The organism is Melioribacteraceae bacterium 4301-Me (assembly GCA_041538185.1).
Lineage (GTDB): Bacteria > Bacteroidota > Ignavibacteria > Ignavibacteriales > Melioribacteraceae > Pyranulibacter > Pyranulibacter aquaticus.
In genome coordinates this window covers 109,464-127,378 of record JBGORM010000001.1, presented here as the reverse complement: position 1 = coordinate 127,378, position 17,915 = coordinate 109,464, and the positions used below count along the sequence as shown (strand labels likewise).

The 17,915-nt window shown below is 31.7% G+C and carries 19 protein-coding genes and 1 tRNA gene; 6 read left to right on the top strand and 14 right to left on the bottom strand.

The genetic code is table 11. The features are described 5' to 3' along the window. Positions 1-8: 8 nt before the first annotated feature. The 8 genes from ABRY23_00655 to ABRY23_00620 form a co-directional block, all read right to left on the bottom strand. Positions 9-1,601 carry a hypothetical protein gene (locus ABRY23_00655; GenBank protein MFA3781555.1) on the bottom strand — a complete coding sequence of 531 codons (1,593 nt, stop codon included), beginning with the start codon at positions 1,599-1,601 and terminating at the stop codon, positions 9-11. After that, on the bottom strand, positions 1,598-4,597 hold the full coding sequence (locus ABRY23_00650) for a tetratricopeptide repeat protein (GenBank protein MFA3781554.1): 3,000 nt from the start codon (positions 4,595-4,597) through the stop codon (positions 1,598-1,600). Before ABRY23_00650 ends, ABRY23_00655 begins: the two co-directional genes overlap by 4 nt. A 13-nt stretch (positions 4,598-4,610) precedes the next feature. Continuing rightward, the gene (locus ABRY23_00645; GenBank protein ID MFA3781553.1) at positions 4,611-5,429 is read right to left on the bottom strand and encodes a DUF92 domain-containing protein; all 819 of its coding nucleotides are present in this window, start codon (positions 5,427-5,429) and stop codon (positions 4,611-4,613) included. A gap of 169 nt (positions 5,430-5,598) precedes the next feature. Continuing rightward, positions 5,599-6,363, bottom strand: a complete 765-nt coding sequence (locus ABRY23_00640; protein ID MFA3781552.1) for a tetratricopeptide repeat protein — start codon at positions 6,361-6,363, stop codon at positions 5,599-5,601. Positions 6,364-6,393: 30 nt separating this feature from the next. Further along, positions 6,394-6,480: transfer RNA gene (locus ABRY23_00635), tRNA-Leu, on the bottom strand. 111 nt (positions 6,481-6,591) lie between these two features. Further along, positions 6,592-7,062 carry a hypothetical protein gene (locus ABRY23_00630; GenBank protein ID MFA3781551.1) on the bottom strand — a complete coding sequence of 157 codons (471 nt, stop codon included), beginning with the start codon at positions 7,060-7,062 and terminating at the stop codon, positions 6,592-6,594. 11 nt (positions 7,063-7,073) lie between these two features. Next, entirely contained in the window at positions 7,074-7,676 is a 603-nt protein-coding gene (locus ABRY23_00625) for a hypothetical protein (protein MFA3781550.1), read from the bottom strand. Further along, positions 7,663-8,217 (bottom strand): RNA polymerase sigma factor, encoded by a 555-nt coding sequence (locus ABRY23_00620; protein ID MFA3781549.1) that lies wholly within the window; start codon positions 8,215-8,217, stop codon positions 7,663-7,665. Before ABRY23_00620 ends, ABRY23_00625 begins: the two co-directional genes overlap by 14 nt. A gap of 128 nt (positions 8,218-8,345) precedes the next feature. Between ABRY23_00620 and ABRY23_00615 the strand changes: the two genes are divergently transcribed. Then, the gene (locus ABRY23_00615; GenBank protein MFA3781548.1) at positions 8,346-8,822 is read left to right on the top strand and encodes a Spy/CpxP family protein refolding chaperone; all 477 of its coding nucleotides are present in this window, start codon (positions 8,346-8,348) and stop codon (positions 8,820-8,822) included. A gap of 58 nt (positions 8,823-8,880) precedes the next feature. Here the strand turns inward: ABRY23_00615 and ABRY23_00610 are convergent, their stop codons facing one another. From ABRY23_00610 to ABRY23_00585, 6 genes are all read right to left on the bottom strand, one after another. Then, complete coding sequence (locus ABRY23_00610; protein MFA3781547.1) at positions 8,881-9,594, bottom strand: SDR family oxidoreductase; 714 nt, start codon at positions 9,592-9,594, stop codon at positions 8,881-8,883. A gap of 1 nt (position 9,595) precedes the next feature. Continuing rightward, complete coding sequence (locus ABRY23_00605) at positions 9,596-10,309, bottom strand: SDR family oxidoreductase (protein ID MFA3781546.1); 714 nt, start codon at positions 10,307-10,309, stop codon at positions 9,596-9,598. Continuing rightward, positions 10,306-10,872 carry a GTP cyclohydrolase I FolE gene (gene folE / locus ABRY23_00600; protein MFA3781545.1) on the bottom strand — a complete coding sequence of 189 codons (567 nt, stop codon included), beginning with the start codon at positions 10,870-10,872 and terminating at the stop codon, positions 10,306-10,308. The genes ABRY23_00605 and folE overlap by 4 nt, the downstream gene beginning before the upstream one ends. Before the next feature lie 2 nt (positions 10,873-10,874). Then, the gene (locus tag ABRY23_00595; GenBank protein MFA3781544.1) at positions 10,875-11,285 is read right to left on the bottom strand and encodes a 6-pyruvoyl tetrahydropterin synthase family protein; all 411 of its coding nucleotides are present in this window, start codon (positions 11,283-11,285) and stop codon (positions 10,875-10,877) included. 4 nt (positions 11,286-11,289) lie between these two features. Then, a complete protein-coding gene (bcp, locus tag ABRY23_00590) occupies positions 11,290-11,751 on the bottom strand; it encodes a thioredoxin-dependent thiol peroxidase (protein MFA3781543.1) in 462 nt (153 codons plus the stop codon). Between the two features lie 101 nt (positions 11,752-11,852). Further along, positions 11,853-12,335, bottom strand: a complete 483-nt coding sequence (locus ABRY23_00585; GenBank protein MFA3781542.1) for a redoxin domain-containing protein — start codon at positions 12,333-12,335, stop codon at positions 11,853-11,855. Positions 12,336-12,605: 270 nt separating this feature from the next. On the opposite strand from ABRY23_00585, the gene ABRY23_00580 reads away from it, so the two are divergent. From ABRY23_00580 to ABRY23_00560, 5 genes are read left to right on the top strand one after another with little or no spacing between them, the layout of a single operon-like run. Beyond that, positions 12,606-13,076: a Fur family transcriptional regulator gene (locus tag ABRY23_00580; GenBank protein ID MFA3781541.1), complete on the top strand. Its 471-nt coding sequence runs from the start codon at positions 12,606-12,608 to the stop codon at positions 13,074-13,076. A 49-nt stretch (positions 13,077-13,125) separates the two neighbouring features. Continuing rightward, the gene (locus ABRY23_00575) at positions 13,126-13,281 is read left to right on the top strand and encodes a ferrous iron transport protein A (protein MFA3781540.1); all 156 of its coding nucleotides are present in this window, start codon (positions 13,126-13,128) and stop codon (positions 13,279-13,281) included. 3 nt (positions 13,282-13,284) lie between these two features. Continuing rightward, positions 13,285-15,324 (top strand): FeoB small GTPase domain-containing protein, encoded by a 2,040-nt coding sequence (locus tag ABRY23_00570; protein MFA3781539.1) that lies wholly within the window; start codon positions 13,285-13,287, stop codon positions 15,322-15,324. Positions 15,325-15,328: 4 nt separating this feature from the next. Beyond that, positions 15,329-16,060 (top strand): MBL fold metallo-hydrolase, encoded by a 732-nt coding sequence (locus tag ABRY23_00565; protein MFA3781538.1) that lies wholly within the window; start codon positions 15,329-15,331, stop codon positions 16,058-16,060. A 41-nt stretch (positions 16,061-16,101) separates the two neighbouring features. Then, the gene (locus ABRY23_00560; protein ID MFA3781537.1) at positions 16,102-17,898 is read left to right on the top strand and encodes a M28 family peptidase; all 1,797 of its coding nucleotides are present in this window, start codon (positions 16,102-16,104) and stop codon (positions 17,896-17,898) included. Positions 17,899-17,915: the final 17 nt, after the last annotated feature.

The window sequence follows — 17,915 nt, the reverse complement described above, 5'->3', positions numbered from 1 at the left end:
TAATTTGATTACCATTTGTATTCTACCGCTATTATAACGTCAAATGGTTTATCTTGATAGTTTTTCCAAAGATAATTTTTTCTGTTCAATAAATTTTCTAATGTAGCCTTTAATTGCAAATTTTCGAAAATGTTATAAGCGGCAGTCAAAGAAATATTGTGATAGAAAAGTATTTCATCAGTATTTTGGATATTAGTGTAATACTTATACGACATCTTGTAGTTTGCTGCAACATCTAACCCAAAAGCAAAGGAGTAAGAATAGTTTAATGAAGTATTAAAATATGGCTTGTACGGTATAATTTGTTTGGAATTATTTTCTACGGTTTGATATGCTGCCTCGCCATAAAACTTACCGTAAGGACCGGGATGAAACAAAAGGTCTAATTTCAAGCCAAACATTGTTACGTCATCTATCTTATTAATATTAAATTTACCCTGCTCAATATTATCTTCAAAGTAGAAATAATTATCAATTTTTTCAAACGCCGCTGAAAACCCAATCTCAAAGTATTTGTAGTACTGATATTTCAAAGCTGTGTTCAAATCAATTTTATATTTTGTAAATAAGTTATCTAATTTAGAAATGTTATAGTAAATATTGGATGCAATAAATTCTCTATGAGTGTTAAATTCGACATGGGGCAAGAAAGAAGCAGTCATTAAAAAATTTTTATTAAGTGTTAATTCAATGCTGCCAAACGGAGAGAAAAAATTATTGTTATTAGAAGATGAGTAGTTCAGGCCTGTATTTATAATTAAGTTTTCTAATGTATTTATTTTTAATTTGGGTTCGATTTTGTAGAAATAATAGTCAGCATTGTTATTATATCCATTTTTAACATTTTGTTGGAGATAATCGAATGTAGCACCAAAACTAATGTAAGGGAATTTGAAAATAAAAGAAGCCAAGCTATTAAATTTTATTTCGCGAAAGCCGTTTTCGTTTATTAATAATTGACTAGCTGAGACTTTCGCATTATAATTAATGAACCTGCTCAACGAGTTATTAATTCCTAATTCTATGTTACCGTTATTCGTTCTACGTTCTACTGCAGGATTATTAGACGCATAAAAATTGTAGCTATCTCTTAAAAAATTTCCGTTTAAGTAAATTCGTAATCCGGGTAAAAAAGCAGAAGTAGTATTGATGTAAAATTCGTTTTTAATTGTAGCACCAGAAACATTATAGCTGCTGTATGGCAGGTAATCTTTGGTATTAGAACCAAATACATCTAAAGAAAAAAAATAATTGTTAAAATTTTGTCCTAAAAAAAATTTACCTATTGGCAATGTATATCCACCCAGGCCAAAATAAAGATTACCATTGTAACTATTTAGATTTTTCCACAAATCTATTTTTTTATCAATCGGATTTTCAACTTGAGCAAGAGGCAACTCTTCAGGTGAATATTGAGGCAGGAAAAAATCTTTTGATAGTATTGGTACAAAAGAGGCTTTTTCCTTTTTTGCTATTGGTAAATTTACAGTTTGAACGCCAGTAATAACAAAATCCGGCAGTTCTATGCTTTGAGATTTATTATCTTGTGCAAAAACAAATAACGGTGAAACTAAAATTAATGCAAGGATAAAATTTTTCATAGTCTTCTCAATTTTGCTCTTGCTTGTTGTGCTAACTCACCAGTATTATGCCTAATTAACACGGCTTTATACATCTCCCTTGCCTGTTTTATATCCTTTAATTTAACATAACAATCGCCCAACATCAATAAAGACTTAGTAAACCATTCATCATAAGCAGAAAATACAGACCTAACACGCACAAATGCTGTTATTGCATCAGTAATCTTATCTTGTTTAAATAAAGAAACACCATAATAATATTGAGCCTCAGCACCGATATCATCGTTTCTTTTCTCGCTGACATCCTTAAAAAGCAGCGCAGCATTCTCAAAGTTGCCATTTTGCAACTCTAAAATGCCGAGCTCTAATTTTGACTTTGCAGCAAAAATAGTCCCATCATAATAAGTTATTACTTGATTAAAAGTATTATAGGCATCAGCTATATTACTATTTTTTTCTTCAGCAATTCCTTTTAAATAAAGAATTTCAGGCAACCTTTCAGAATTAGGTATTTTTGCTTCAGTCTCAGCAAGCAATTCTATAGCTTCAGGGTAACTTTTTTTATCCAAATAAATATTTACAGATTCAATAACAGCCGAAACACCAACTTCACTTTTCAAATAATTATTTATAACATATTTAAAACTGCTGAGCGCATCATCGTACAGCTTTACATTTTCTTGACTTTTACCTATCCAATAGTAAGCATTTGGGACAAGTTTACTCTCTGGATAACTTTGAATGAATTGATTATAAGACTCAATTGCTTTTTTGAAATTCTCAATGCTATAATAAATATCTCCTTTCTTAAATAAAATTTGATCTCTAAAAGTAGAATTTGGATAATCTTGTAAGAAGTTATCTATAAACTCAATTGCTTTCTCCGGCTGGTTTTTTGCAATGTAAGAATATTGAATTCCATTTACTGCATCAAAAACATAAGTTGTATTAGAATAATTTTGCAAGACTTTATTGTAATATGTAATTGCAGTGTCATACAATTCTAAATTGAAATAGGAATCACCAATAGAATACAGAGCAATTGGTATAAGATTCGAATTGGGATACTTATCAATCAGCAACAGATAATTATCAATTGCTTTTCTGTATTCATTTTGCTGAAAATAAATCCATCCCACCACATATTGAGAAGCATCGGCATATTTAGAGCGGGGGAATCTTTTTTGTAGATTAATGAACTCACTGATTGCATTGCTGGTCTTATTCGCTTTATAAAGTGATTGAGCAAATTGATAGTAAGCAAAATCATTATCAAGGGAATGTCTGTCTCTACTGAATAACTGTTGATAAATTTCACTTGCCTTTTCGAAATTTTTTATTCCATAATAACTGTCTGCTAATTTCAACTTAGCATTTTTTACATTTTCCGCTGTGGGATATTTAGTTATATAAGAATTAAAATAATAAATAGCGTTAGCATAGTCCTTCATATTAAAATAAGTAAAAGCCTTGCCATAAATAACCTGCTTTTCAATTTGAGGGTCTAAAGTATTGACCGACATATAAAATTTTAGCGCTTTACTGAAATTGTTAAGCATAAAGTATGTTTCGGCTAAATAAAAATTTACCTTGTCCGATTCAAAATCTGGCGCTCTTTTCTTTAATGATTCTAAAATTGTCACGGCTCCTTTATAATCATTTAAAAAATATTTGCTGACTGCAAGTCCAAATTCAGCTCGCATTGTCAACTCTGCAGACACGTCGGCTGATTGATAAACATCAGAAAAATACTTTTCAGCTTCTTCAAAATTACCTTCATTTAAGTTAGATTCACCTAATAAAACAAAGGTCTTCAAAAGTGTTTGCTTATCTTTTATCTCTGATGACTTATGCAATAGTTCTTCAGTCATCTTAATATCATTTTGATTGTAATAAATGGCAGCAATAGAGTACTTAATTTTATCAGTCAAGGGATTGTTTGGGAATTTTTTCAAGAAGGAATCATAAATCTTTAATGCTTCTGAAACTTCGCCAGAGTAACGTTTACATTCAGCAGACCAAAATAGTGCATTTGCTGCAAGTGAATCTTGTGATGTGTTGGAAAGTTCATTAAATAATTCGAATGCTGCATTGTAATTTCTTGCTTGGAAATTAACCCAGGCTAATTCGTATTTAATTTGCTTTTCAGATAAATAAGCGAACTCTGCAGTATCGATAGATAATTTAACAACATCTTTAAGCAAGGAATCGTAATTTTTTTTAGCTTCATTGTATTCTTTTAATCTAACAAAAGAATTAGCTAAAAAGTACTTAGCCTCGAGCTGTTGTGTGATATTTAATTTTTTAATTAACGGGTCGGATAATTCCAAAACTGCATTATCATATTTTTTTAAATAAAAATAGCAGATACCTATTCTAAGCTGGGAAATAGGTGCTAAATCGCTTTCACGAAAGTAAGCCAAAAGGTCATCATAATATTTTACAGCATCTTCATATCTGCTGAGTTTCTCATATAAAAAGGCCAATGCAAATAATGAATGCCTTAAAAGATTATTGTTATTTTTCACAGCAATTGCATTTTTTAAGAAGACTTCTGCATCAAAAAAATTTTTCTCTGCTGTAAAATCCTCTCCAATCCAATAATTTGCTTCATAGTAATATTCACTATTTGGATAATCATTTATTAAAGTCATTAAACGTTCACGAGATTTTCTAAATTCATTTAAGGTATAGTAAATTGTACCTAACTTGTACAATGCTTCCTGCTTAAAACTTGAATTTGGATAGTTATATAAAAAACTTTCAAACCGAGGCGCAGCACCATTTAACTCTTTCATTTGGAAAAGACAATCGGCAGCATAAAATTCAGACGATGAGAGAATAACTTTATCATTAATTTCACCTACTTTTATTTGAGTAAATAAATTATATGCTTTTAAAAACTCTCCCGTCTTGTAGGCAGTCATAGCTTCATTAAATTTATCTACATCTGGTGTATTACCGTACGTCGCCGATAATTCTATTAAAGAAAGAATAATCGACAAGATGACCATGTTTTTTTTCATCCTATTCAAAAAAAATTTTATATGATGTAAGAAAAATAATACAACTAACTAATGCAGATAAAAAATTAATAAAATTGTTGTCAAGCCATTTTATACCGCTAATGTGTTCAGTATAATTATTACAGTGTATTCTTTTCTCCGTTTCTTTACCACAAACATTACAATAAAATTTACTTTGTAATGTAGCACCTAAGATGCTGTCAATAAAATTTCCTGCGAGTGCAGATAAAATTATCAACACAAATAAAGATAAAATATTTTTGTTATACCAACTAAAGTCTGAAAATGGAATTAGAATTGCACCTAAGATTCCCCCAAATGTGCCTATTACTGAAATACCACCTGACGTACCAGGTTTAACCAATTTAAAATTTGTAACATTATACGTTTTCGTAGTTAGCATAGTTCCTATTTCTGTAGACCATGTATCTGAATTTGCAGTTGCAATTGATACTAAGTAAACATAATAAATAATCTCGCTGCTAAAAAAAATTTCAATCAAAAGAAGTGCGAATGGTATAGCACCATTAGCTAAAACTTGAAAGTAGTTTCTGCATTTGGAGGCTTTGAAATTTTCAGTAGTCTGCCTGTTTAGCTTATCATTCAATACAGTCAAACCACTAGAACTAAAAAAGAAAGTCAACAATGGTATACTCCATTTGAAACTGCCGAGACCAAAAGCCATAGTACCTAAAATAAAAGCCAAGATGGAACCAGCCTTTGTTAATAAATTTCTTTTATAAGCAAACAGTGTAATTATAAACGAAAAGAGTACAGCTAATAAAAATTGCAGCAACAAATAGGAAGTTTTAGTTGGCATTAAGTTAAGACCAAGCGTTGTTGAGCTATTTCTTGATAATTGCTATTAAAAGCATTTTGAAATAACCAAAATAAACTATAATGGGAACAAGTATGGGAAATATTTTTATATTACATTGAAACGCAAAACTTAGTATAAAAAAGCCCCCTAGGATTGGGGGCGTTAAAAATTACTTCATATTATTTAGCTCGTAATCGCTGAGTTTTTTATACTGTGGATCTTTTTTAGCGAGCTCAAAATTTTCTCTAGCTTTAGCTGAATCATTAAGTTTTTTATAAGCAAGTCCTCTATAATAATATGCAGCACCTTTCAATGAAGAGTTTTTCATAGCAATAACAGCATCAGTTGCATCAATAGCCTTTTGAAAATTGCCATTATCTATTTCAATCATTGCAAGTGTAATGTAGGCCGCATCGAGGCTGTAATATTTAATTGCCTCGTTCAGGTGTTCCAAAGCTTTGTCTAATTTTCCATCGCTTTTTTCCTCTTCTGCAAGCTTAGCTAAGGAACGTGCAACATACTCGTTGGCTTTATCCTTCATTGTTTTATTTTTTGTCAATTCACCAAATTTTTTGAAAGCATCAGCAGCATCCAAATATTTACCTTCTTCAAAATAAACGCCGCCCAAGCCGTTGTAAGAAATATCAAAATTTGGGTTGCTTTGAATAGCAGATTTAAAAGCTGCCTCTGCTTCCTGCAATTTACCTTGTTTTTTCAAAGCTATACCTTTTTGGTAATATATTCTATAATCAGTAGAAGTTTTCAATGCAATGTCGTATTGTTTTACTGCACCTTCGTAATTACCAGCTTTCAACAAACTGTTACCCTCGTTGTAGGCTTTAGCTGCTTCAACATCCATTTCATTTTTTTGTGCATAAGATTCAAAGCCAACCAGCAAAGAAATGAGAACGATTAACGATGCAAATCTTTTCATGCTAATTCCTTTTTTTTGTTAATGGTTTAATGGTGCGGAAGGCGGGACTCGAACCCGCACGCTCTAACGAGCACTACCCCCTCAAAGTAGCGTGTATACCAATTTCACCACTTCCGCAAAAAATGTGTCAAAAGATAAAGTTGGCAAATAAAAAATGCAATACCGTAACTCCAGGCTTTGCAAAAAAGTTTTTGTTTTAGGAAGGTAAATATTTTGTGATTTCAGCCTTTATTCTCTCATTCTGTGTCTAATTAATGATTCGCGTATTTCCTTTCGGAAACTATACTCAAAGGCTAAGTATCTAGCTATTTGTTCTTCGCTAAAAATTTCTCTTAGAGAATTAATAAAAGCATATTTCTCTTCAAATATTTTCTGATCTATTTTCTGAAGTTTATCTATTGATTTTTTATAATAATCCTCACTGTTTTTATTATTCGCCTTAAAATTATTTTCCATTTCAGAAAGAATTTTTTCTCGCTCATCAAATAAATTTTTAATTTTTTCTTGATTTTCGTTCCTCCTTGCAAAGAACTTTATTGCTGTATTTTCATCTAAGTTCAGTGCCTCAATCAACTTGGCCTTTTCTAATTGCCCAATTTTTTTTAAATAAGCTCTCCCTCCTCTCCCAGGCCCACCTTCTTGTGCTATGAGCGGGAATGCAAAGAGAAAAAGCAGAAAAGCAAACAATATTTTTTTCATAGTTACACCTTTTAGATGTTAATTTTTGTCAAATCATTATATACCACTTCAAGTTCCTTTTCACTTAAACTTTCTAACAAATTAAAATCGTCTCCATTCCTAATCAAATTATTGCCTAAATAATAATATTCCACACCTTTCTGCCAATCAGAGGGTATTTCTATTGTATCAGCTTTAGTCGTTTCGTATATAATATAATCTTCAAGTTCATTGCTAAAGTTAGGATAATTTTTCAAAATATCTTCGCTGTCTATATTATTCACAATCTGATTAGTGAAGTAATTGGTGCTTAGTTTACTTTTTGATGACGGCAGAATAAAAAGTAATACTAAAATTGCTGTTAGTACAGGTACTATATAAACAATCTTTTTTGTAAAAGTGCTCTTTTCTTCACTCGATAATTTTTGTTTAGCCCGAGGCAGCAGATTTATAAAATATTTTGAATCTGATGCGGTAACATTTTTTACACTAACAATATTCTCCAAATACGATTTAATTTCGTTATACTCCTCTAAAAGTTCAGGTGAATGTTTTAATTGGTCAATAAATTCTTTAGCTTCCTCATCATTCATCAAACCGCTTAAATACCTCAATATTTTCTCATCCTTTTTCATTTTTCATCATCCTTACTATTTTTTTTAATGCATGAAAATAATTAGCCTTCAACCCGCCAATACTTTTACCGGTAATTTTTGAGATTTCTTCGTATGATAATTGGTCGAAAGCGCGCATTATAAAGACCTCTCTTTGCTTTACCGGCAACTTTTGTAATAGATTATGGACTTTTTCAATTTGTTGTTTATTAGAAATATCATCAATTATATCTCGTTGATAAGGTAAATCATTTTCACGAATTTCATCTATGCTTAAAAGTCTTTTTACTTTATTTTTTTTTATTTGATTAATACTTCGTGTACTAACAATTCTGTAAATCCATGTGTATAAGCTTGACCTAAAATTGAAAGTCTTTAGTTTGTTATAAAGAACTATTATTACTTGCTGGGCAACCTCGTCAGCATCTAAGTGATTGCCAAGCATTCTTCTTGCATGCCAATATATTTTCTGCTGATATTTTTTAACAATATGGTTAAAAGCATCTTCATTGCCTTCAATGAAGCTTTTTACTAATTCAAAGTCATTATCGGTTTCAGGCATAAGCAAAATTGTGTTCAATGCTTTTGACAAAATACAATAAACTCTGGTTTAAATCACCTTTATTAAACCATGGCAATAAACTTGATGTCAAATTCACAAACGAAAAAAGTTATTTAACAGGAGGTAATATGAAAAAGAACATGCTTCTTATCGCAGTAGCAACATTAATAAGTTTTGGTTTAATTAGCGCACAACCCAATAAGCCAAAACGACCAATGTTTCAAAACATGGGAAGAATTTTTTCCCAGCTTAATTTAACCGCAGATCAGCAAAAGCAAATCAATGATATTATGTATAACCAAAGGCAAAAGGCAATTGACTTACAAAGCAGCATAGAAAAAAATAGACTTGAACTTCAAAGAATGATTCGTAACAATAATATTGACGATGCAAAGATATTAAGCCTCGTTGACGATAACAGCAAACTTCAGGCACAGTTAAAATCAGAGCGAGTAAAATCTTGGCTTGCTGTTTATAAAATTTTAACACCTGAGCAGCGAGAAACATGGACCAAAGCATTCGGAAAACTTGGCAGTGAAATTGGATTTATGAGGAATAAAGCTCATATGCTTAGAAAATTCGGTATAGGACAAAAGTGGTGGTAAAAATAATAATGAGTGGAGTTAAAATTCCTAAAAGTCAAAGCCGGCAAAAGCCGGCTTTTCATTTTGGATTAGTCGGTCTAATCTCTATTTCACTTACAGTTGCTCTCATTGGTAAGTTAATTATGCTGGCTACAACTTCGGCAATATCTTCTGCACTTAAAACTTTTTCTAAGTTTCTGGGTTCTATTTCTGTACCACTAATAAATTCAGTTGCTACCGAACCTGGGCATACTGTTACAACCCGAATATTGAATTCACGTACTTCATGCATTAAAGATTTAGAAAAGCCCATCACTGCATGTTTACTAGCACTATACATAGTACCATAAGCTAAACCATTTTTACCAGCTAAAGAAGATATATTAATAATAGTACCGCTGTTATTTGAAATCATATTATCAATCACAGCTTTAGTAAAGTTATAAATTCCATAAACATTTACTTCAATTTGTTTTTTAAATTCTTCAAGCGAACTATCAATAAATTTTTTAAAGATACCGATGCCAGCGTTATTTATTAAATTATCAACTTTACCAAAACTCAACAGCACTTGATTTACAGCTTCATTTACGAACATAGGATCAGCCACATCACCTATGAAAGGTAAAGCTTCAGAACCCATTTTTTTAATTGTCTCCACCGTTTGTTCTATTTTCTCTTTATCTCTACCAAAAATTGCAAGTTTATGCTTTTCTCCAGCAAGCTTTATCGCTATTGCTCTCCCAATCCCTCGAGAAGCACCAGTAACTAATGAAACTTGTGCGTCATCCATTTTACAAATCTCCTTTTATAGGTCTCAATACAATTTCTTCAGCTACTATATTTGTATTTAACGAAAAAACATCAAAAACAATTTTGCTAATATCATTAGGCGTCATCATCCTCTGAGAATATTTCTCAAGTATATCGTTTGACCATATTGGCGTTTTAGTTGCCCCTGGAATTATGTTTATTACACGTATATTATGTTCACGTACTTCTTCTCTTAGCACATTAGTATAAGCAAGTAAGCCTTGTTTGGAAGCAGAGTACACACTGCTGTTTTCAAAAATCTTTTTAGTAACAACTGAAAGTATATTAATAATTGTCCCATGCTTTTTTTTAATAAAGTCGGGAAGCACTGCTTTGATTGTGTAGATTGAACCGAGTAAATTAGTTTCAATTATTTTACGAATTTCCTCGACTGAATCATCTTTGGCAGCATTGAACGAAGTTATACCAGCATTATTAATCAAACAATCAATATCAGCTTCCTTTTTTATTTCTTGATAAGTATCAAAAACTTCATTTGGATTTGCAACATCCAGCTTATAAATTTTAATTAGTCTTGAATCACTTTCCAGTTCACTTTTAAGTTTTTTTAACTTATCAATATTCCTTGAACAACATACGACTTTATGATTTTTTTTAACAAACAACTCCGCAATGGTTTTGCCAATACCAGAACTAGCGCCGGTTAGCCAAATAACTTTTGATTTATCACTCATATCCTTTTTGATTGAATTAGGTTTAAGAACTCGTTGCGTGTTCTCTCGCTTTCTTTAAAAACACCTTGCATTGCACTTGTTGTTGTAATTGAATTTTGTTTTTCAACGCCTCGCATCATCATACACATATGGTAGGCTTCAACAACAACTGCAGTACCATCTGGTGAAAGATATTTCTCTAATGTATCGCATATTTGTCGGGTCATTCTTTCCTGTACTTGCAGTCTACGTGCAAAAACATCTACTATTCTAGGTATTTTACTAATGCCAACAATTTTACCATTTGGTATGTACGCAACATGAACTTTCCCATAAAAAGGTAACAAATGATGTTCACACATGGAATAAAAATCAATATCTTTTACAATTACCATCTCATCATATTTTTCTTCAAATATAGCGCCATTTAAAACATCATCTATATTTTTTTTGTAGCCCTGCATCAAAAACTCGTAGGCTTTTGCAACTCTTTTAGGAGTTTTTTTTAATCCAGGTCGATTTAAGTCTTCACCAATAAGTTCAAGTATTGACCTAACAGATTCTGCAAATAAATCCAAATTCACTTTTATTCTCCTTTGTATTCTACGTAATTATTTTCTGTTTCATATAATTTAACCGCATACAGTTTTGCATCGGGGATTTTGTCTTTTAGTTCATTCCAAATCCCTATTGCTATATTTTCCGCTGTAGGTATAATACCTTTTAAGAAATCTACGTCAATATTAAGATTTTTATGATCTACTTTTTTAATAACATTTTCTCTTATAATAGATTTTAAGATTTTCAGGTCAATCACATAACCAGTATTTTTATTAGGCTCGCCTTTTACAACAACCTCTAAAATATAATTATGACCATGACCATTAGGATTACTGCATTTACCAAAAACCCTTTCGTTCTCTTCATCGGTAAAATTTTCGTTGTATAATCTGTGAGATGCACTAAATGTCTCTCTGCGAGTTATGTAAATGTTCATATCACTATGATTGATTTAGTGTTCGAATTAGTTCGGCTATATGTCCTTCTACTTTCACGTTATTAAATATTTTGCGAACAATTCCTTTTTCATCAATTAAAACGGTTGTTCTTTCAACACCCATATATTTTCTGCCGTACAATTTTTTTTCTTTCCACACGCCGTACTTTATCAGAACTTTTTTTGATTCATCACTTAAAAGTATAAATGGTAAATTATATTTTTCTTTAAATTTCTTATGGGATTCTATTGAATCTGGACTAACACCAACAACTACAGCATCAAGTTCATCAAAAGCACTGAATGAATCTCTAAAATCACATGCTTCTTTAGTGCATCCAGGGGTCATATCTTTAGGATAAAAATAAAGAACCACATACCTACCTAAAAAGTCTTTAAGCGATACTTTATTACCATCTGAGTCGAATAGAGTAAATTGTGGTGCTTTTTTACCTATGGCTAACATACTTCTCCAAGTTAAATATTGTGCGATTTAGCTATTCAAAAGTAAAATCAATTTTACATTAAGGTTAAGTCATAACAATAAATTGTAAGGAAGTCAAATCCTTACTTTAACCTTTTTAGCACTTCTTGAATAGCGTTATAATTTGGTTCATTGCTGGCATTTTCAAGCACTTCTACATATTGTATTACTCCATTTTTATCAATTACAAATGCTGAGCGCTTTGCCACACCCTTTAATCCAGCTTTATCAGGCAGCCAAACATCATAAAACGCACCGTATAGTTGTGAGACTTCTTTATTGAAGTCGCTCAAAAGAGTAAAATTAAACTTATGAATATTAGCCCATAATTTTTGAGCGAATGGACTATCAACACTAATTGCAAGCACTTGAGCATCAAGATTTTCATAATCTTTCATACTATCTCTTGTAGTACATAATTCTTTCTCACATACGGACGTACCGACAGCGGGGAAAAATAAAAGAACGACATTATTTTTGTGTTTAAATTGACTTAATGAAACTGGTTCTAAATTAGTATTCACCAAAGTGAAATCTGGTGCTACATCTCCAACTTTAAGATGCATAACTACTCCTTTCTTTTTGGGTTTAATGTTTATGATTTTTAGCGTTAGCATAGCTAAATTTTATAGCAGACAGTACCATTTTCAAAAAACTTACAATTGATAAAATTTTAATGAAAAGATAAACTATTTTGTAAAAACAAAAAAGAAATCAAAGAGCATATTTTTTGACACTTATTTAACAAAAAGGATATACAGATTTTTTTTGCTTTTTTTTTGTAATGTTTTTATCTTTATGAAGACTAAATCTAAATAATTTTTTTTAAAAAAGCTGTGAAAAATCAAAAAGCTAAAGAAGAATTTGAAAAATTTCTTAAAAGGGAAAAACATCGAATAACCCCAGAACGGTTTGAAGTAATGGATTATGCCCTTCAATACGAAGGTCATTTTGGTGCTGATGAATTATATGTGAAAATGAAAAGCGAGAACTCGAACATCTCAAGAGCAACAGTATACAACACTCTTGAGTTGTTAGCTCAATGTGACCTCCTTTCAAAAAGAAATTTTGGTGAGCATAAAAGTCGATACGAATCAAACTACGGAAGGAAAAATCACGACCACTTAATTTGCATTAACTGTGGTGCAATAAAAGAATTTACTAACCCTAAGATAGAAAAAATTGTAGAGGAAATATCTAAAAGCTTGGGATTTGAGGTCTCGGGTTATTCATTTAATATTTTTGGTAAATGCCTTAAATCAGAAACATGCAAAAATAAACTTGATACAAAAGAACACATTAGATAAAGTAAAAAAAGGTTCCTTTTTTATTGTGATTTCACTGCCTGATGGAGAGATGAAAGCACAACTAATTCGTTTAGGCATAGCTGAAGGTGACGTTGTAAAATGCATTGAAAGGTTGCCTGGCGGTACAGTTATTATTCAAAAAAATAGACAGGAAATTGCAATAGGCTTAGAGTTAGCAAAAAAAATTAAAATATCACTCAAATAGATAATGAAAACAGATAACATAATTCTCAATAAGCATTCAAGGGTCAAAGAACTTGATGATAAGAACGCCATTTCTCCATTGTCTAAAACTGAAAAAATCGTTTTGGTCGGTAATCCTAACGTTGGGAAATCTTGCTTCTTTAATTATCTAAGCGGCATATATGTCGATGTATCGAATTTCCCCGGCACTACAGTTGCAATTACCAAAAGTTATTACAAAGGTAAAGAAATCTATGATACACCAGGTATTTATGGAGTGGGTTCTTTTAATGATGAAGAAAAAGTAGCAAGAGATATAATTATCTCAGCAGATAAAATTTTAAACGTTGTCAACTCACTTCATTTAGAAAGAGATTTATTTCTTACTTTGCAGTTAATTGAAATGGGCAAAAAAATTTCGGTGCTGTTAAATTTTACAGATGAAGTAAAAAAAAGAAAAATAAAAATCGATAGTTCTAAGTTAAGTGAACTTCTTGGTGTTGAGGTAATTGAAACTGCTGCGATTAATAATTATGGTTTTGAAAAGTTAGATTTTGCCATAGAAAATGCACGGGTCGGCAAACAGCAATTAGAATTAAACCTTCTGCTCGACGAGGTTATTAAAAGAACGAACTCTCAAGCTGAAGCTTTGTTAATAATGGAAGGTGACCAAGAAATTGCTAAAATAAATAACCTGCCATTTGGAACCCCAGAACAAAGAGAAAGACTTTATATTAATAGAAGAAACAAAGTAAATGAAATCGTTGACCAAATTGAATATGAAGACACTAAGAAAGGCGAGTTTTTTAACAAACTTGGAAGACTCTCGCTCAATCCATTTACAGGGATACCAATCTTAATTATTATGCTGGTCTTGGTATATTTCTTTATTGGAGATTTAGTATCACAAAGAATAACTAATTATACTGAAAATACTTTAGGCAAGGGTATATTCGAGTACTATACAAAATCATTCATTTCTAATTTTACTCCAGTAAAAATTAATGTACAACTTACAGATGAAAAACAAAATATTATCACTCAAAAAGATTTTAATTTCCCAAACGGAATGAACAATCAGCCGGCTCTTAAAAAAGAATTTGAGAACTTATCTAAAAAGCCCGGTGCTGTTACAACATTTCATTTTATTAATCCTCTTGTCAAATTATTTTTTGGTGAGTTCGGTGTAATTACAATGACAACTACTTATCTAATTTTCCTATTACTTCCTTTAGTAATTGGTTTTTATTTAGTAATGGCATTCTTAGAAGATAGTGGCTATTTACCGCGTTTAGCTACTATGTTGGACCGTACCTTTAACAAATTAGGCTTAAATGGGAAGGCAGTAATCCCAATAATGCTTGGTTTTGGCTGTGTAACTATGGCTAATATAACAACAAGAATTTTAGGTACTAACAGAGAAAAAACTATTGTAACTGCAATATTGCAATTTGTAATCCCATGTTCAGCACAACTTGCTGTAATAACTGTGCTGTTAAGCGGAGCCGGGATAGAGCCATTGTTAATCTACATATCAGTTATTTTTGGTGTTTTAATTATTCTGTCTACAATTTTAAATAAGATGTTACCAGGCGAAAGTTCCCCTTTGTTAATTGATTTACCAGTTATGCAATTACCAAGACTTAAAAATATTCTTAAAAAAACATATTACCGAAGTGTTGGTTTTATGAAAGAAGCAGGTTTTTGGTTTTTTGTAGGAGCTTTAGGTGTTGGAATAATGCAAATAACAGGTTTACTTACGGTCTGGCAAAATATTTTAGCACCAATAACTACTTCATGGCTAAAGCTCCCTCGAGAAGCTGCAACTGCTTTTGTTATGGGCATAGTAAGAAGAGATTTTGGTGCTGCAGGTTTGTTCGATATGAAATTGACAGTCAACCAAATTACCGTTGCTATAATAACTATTACATTGTTCGTACCATGCATTGCTTCTTTTGTTGTTATGCTTAAAGAAAGAGGTTGGAAAGAAGGTTTAAGTATTTGGTTCGGTACTTGGGTTACTGCTTTTTTAATCGGTGGTATTGTCGCACAAATTCTTATCTGATTTTATGAGAAAAAATAAATACTACTATAAAAACCAGTATCCATTAGTTTGGCAAAAAGACGACTTTTTCATTAAAATTTACAGCTCAACTCCTAATGTTGCCACAGGAATTCTACTGACCACAAAAAATTCCACCTTCGTTATTGACCCGGGCGATGGCATTTTACGAGATTTGAATAAAGATGTGGGCACCAAAACCATTATGAAAATCTCGGATATTTTTATTAGTCATGGACATCACGACCATATTGGAGGAATTTGGTCGCTGCTTACTTACCTTTCAGTCCTTAGAAGAAAAGAACCACTTAAAATTTATTATCCAAAAGGTTGCATTGAAATTGAAAGTATATACAAGGCTTTTACTGATGTTTACTCCAAAGAATTATCATATAAGATTTCTTTGATTAAAATTGATAACCAGAAACCCTTTGTAAGAAAATCTATAAGAATAAAACCTTTTAAAGTAAATCACCGTGAACCTACAGATGATGGTTCATCTTCAATTGCCGTCCCATCCTTAGGCTATAAATTTTTTTACAACAACAAGTCAATTTGCTACGGCGGAGATACAGCTTATTGTGATAACTTGTTACAAAATGCTAAAAACTCTGATTTAGCAATAATTGAGGCTGGAGCTGAAACCGAAGAGTCATCCGACCTACACATGACAATTAGTCAAGCAATGCAAATTGGCAAGTTGGCTAAAAAATATTTCTTAGTACATTTACCTGAATAAAACTATTTTTCTTTTTATATAATAAATTCATTGAGGTGAACATGAAAAAGCTGTTCATTGCTTTCTTGTTAATTTATACTACTTCGTCTGCAATAGCTCAAAAAAATTGGTACAACCCCCAAATTACACCAAAAGATATTAAAGCTCATATTTTTTACATTGCTTCTGATGAGTTTAAAGGAAGATTTACTGGCTCTAAAGAAATAAAAATTGTAGGGAACTACATAAAAAAACAATTTGAGTCATACGGTTTAAAACCCCTTTTCAACAATAGCTACTTTCAAGAATTTCCTTTTATTGAAAAATTAACATTAACAAAAAATAATACCTTCTCAATTACAGGTTATAAATCACTAAAATTACACGAAAATTACATTACAGCACCCTTTTCTGGCAAAGCAGAATTAACTGCAGAATTAGTCTTTGCAGGCTACGGAATATCTGCACCCAAGCTAAATTATGATGATTACGATGGAATTGATGTGAAAGGCAAAGTTGTAATTGTGATGCGCTATAACCCAGAACACGATAGTTCAACCAGTCAATTTGATTCATACTCATCTTTTCGAAAAAAAGCAGCCAATGCAAAAGATAAAGGCGCTGCAGGAATCATTTTCGTAAATGGATTTTTCCCAAAAGACGACAAAGACGAATTGATGCAACTTCGATACGATGGCGCGCCTGGTATGAAAGACTTTGCCGTATTAAATGTAAAGAGAAATATTATTGATGAACTATTTAAAAAAAATGGAGTTGACCTTTCTGAACTGCAAACAAAAATTGATAAGGAGAAAAAACCTGCTTCTTTTTACATTGATAAAAAATTCAACGCAATTATTAAAACAGAAGTTCGTGAAATTCAAAATTATGGAAGAAACGTTGCTGGTTTTCTTGAAGGGAATGACCCAAAACTAAAAAAAGAATATATAGTTATTGGAGCACACTACGACCACTTGGGCATAGACCAAATGAAATATGCATCGATGTATAAAGGCGATAAACCCCAAATTCATAATGGCGCTGATGATAATGCTTCGGGCACATGCGGCGTTTTGGAATTAGCTGAAAAGTTTTCTTCACTAAAAGATCAACTAAAACGAAGCCTTATTTTTATTGCTTTTTCTGGCGAAGAATTGGGAATTCTTGGTTCTACATATTTTGTAAATAATCCTCCCTTTTCAACTGATAAAATTGCAGCAATGCTAAATATGGATATGATTGGCAGGCTAAATGAAAAAAATGAATTGACTATAATTGGTACAGGCACTTCGACTAATTGGAAAAATTTATTAAACAAATACAATAAATATAATTTTGAGTTAAAATTCAGTGAAGCTGGTACTGGCGGCAGCGACCATCAAGCATTTACAAACAAAAATATACCTGTATTATTCTTTTTTACTGGCATGCACTCCGATTATCATAAACCTACGGACGACCCGGAAAAAATAAACTTAAATGGTGAAGCGAACGTAGTTAACTACGTTTATGATATAGCCTACTCAATAGATACTGTAAGCAACCGACCTGATTTTGTAAAAGTAGAAGAACCTAAAATGAGAGGCACAGGGAATACTAAAGTTTCTGTGGGTACAATACCAGAATTTGGTTATAATGGCAATGGATATAAAATATCAGGTGTAACTGAGGGTGGAGCAGCACAAAAAGCTGGAATGAAAGGTGGCGATATTATAATAAAGTTTGGGAATAAAGAAGTAAACAATATTTATGATTTTATGTACGCAATTGAAAAATATAATCCAGGTGACTCTGTAGACGTAATAATAATTAGAGATGGAAAAGAAATAAAGCTAAAACTTGAACTGCAGGCGAAATGAAATTTGTTCAACTAAAA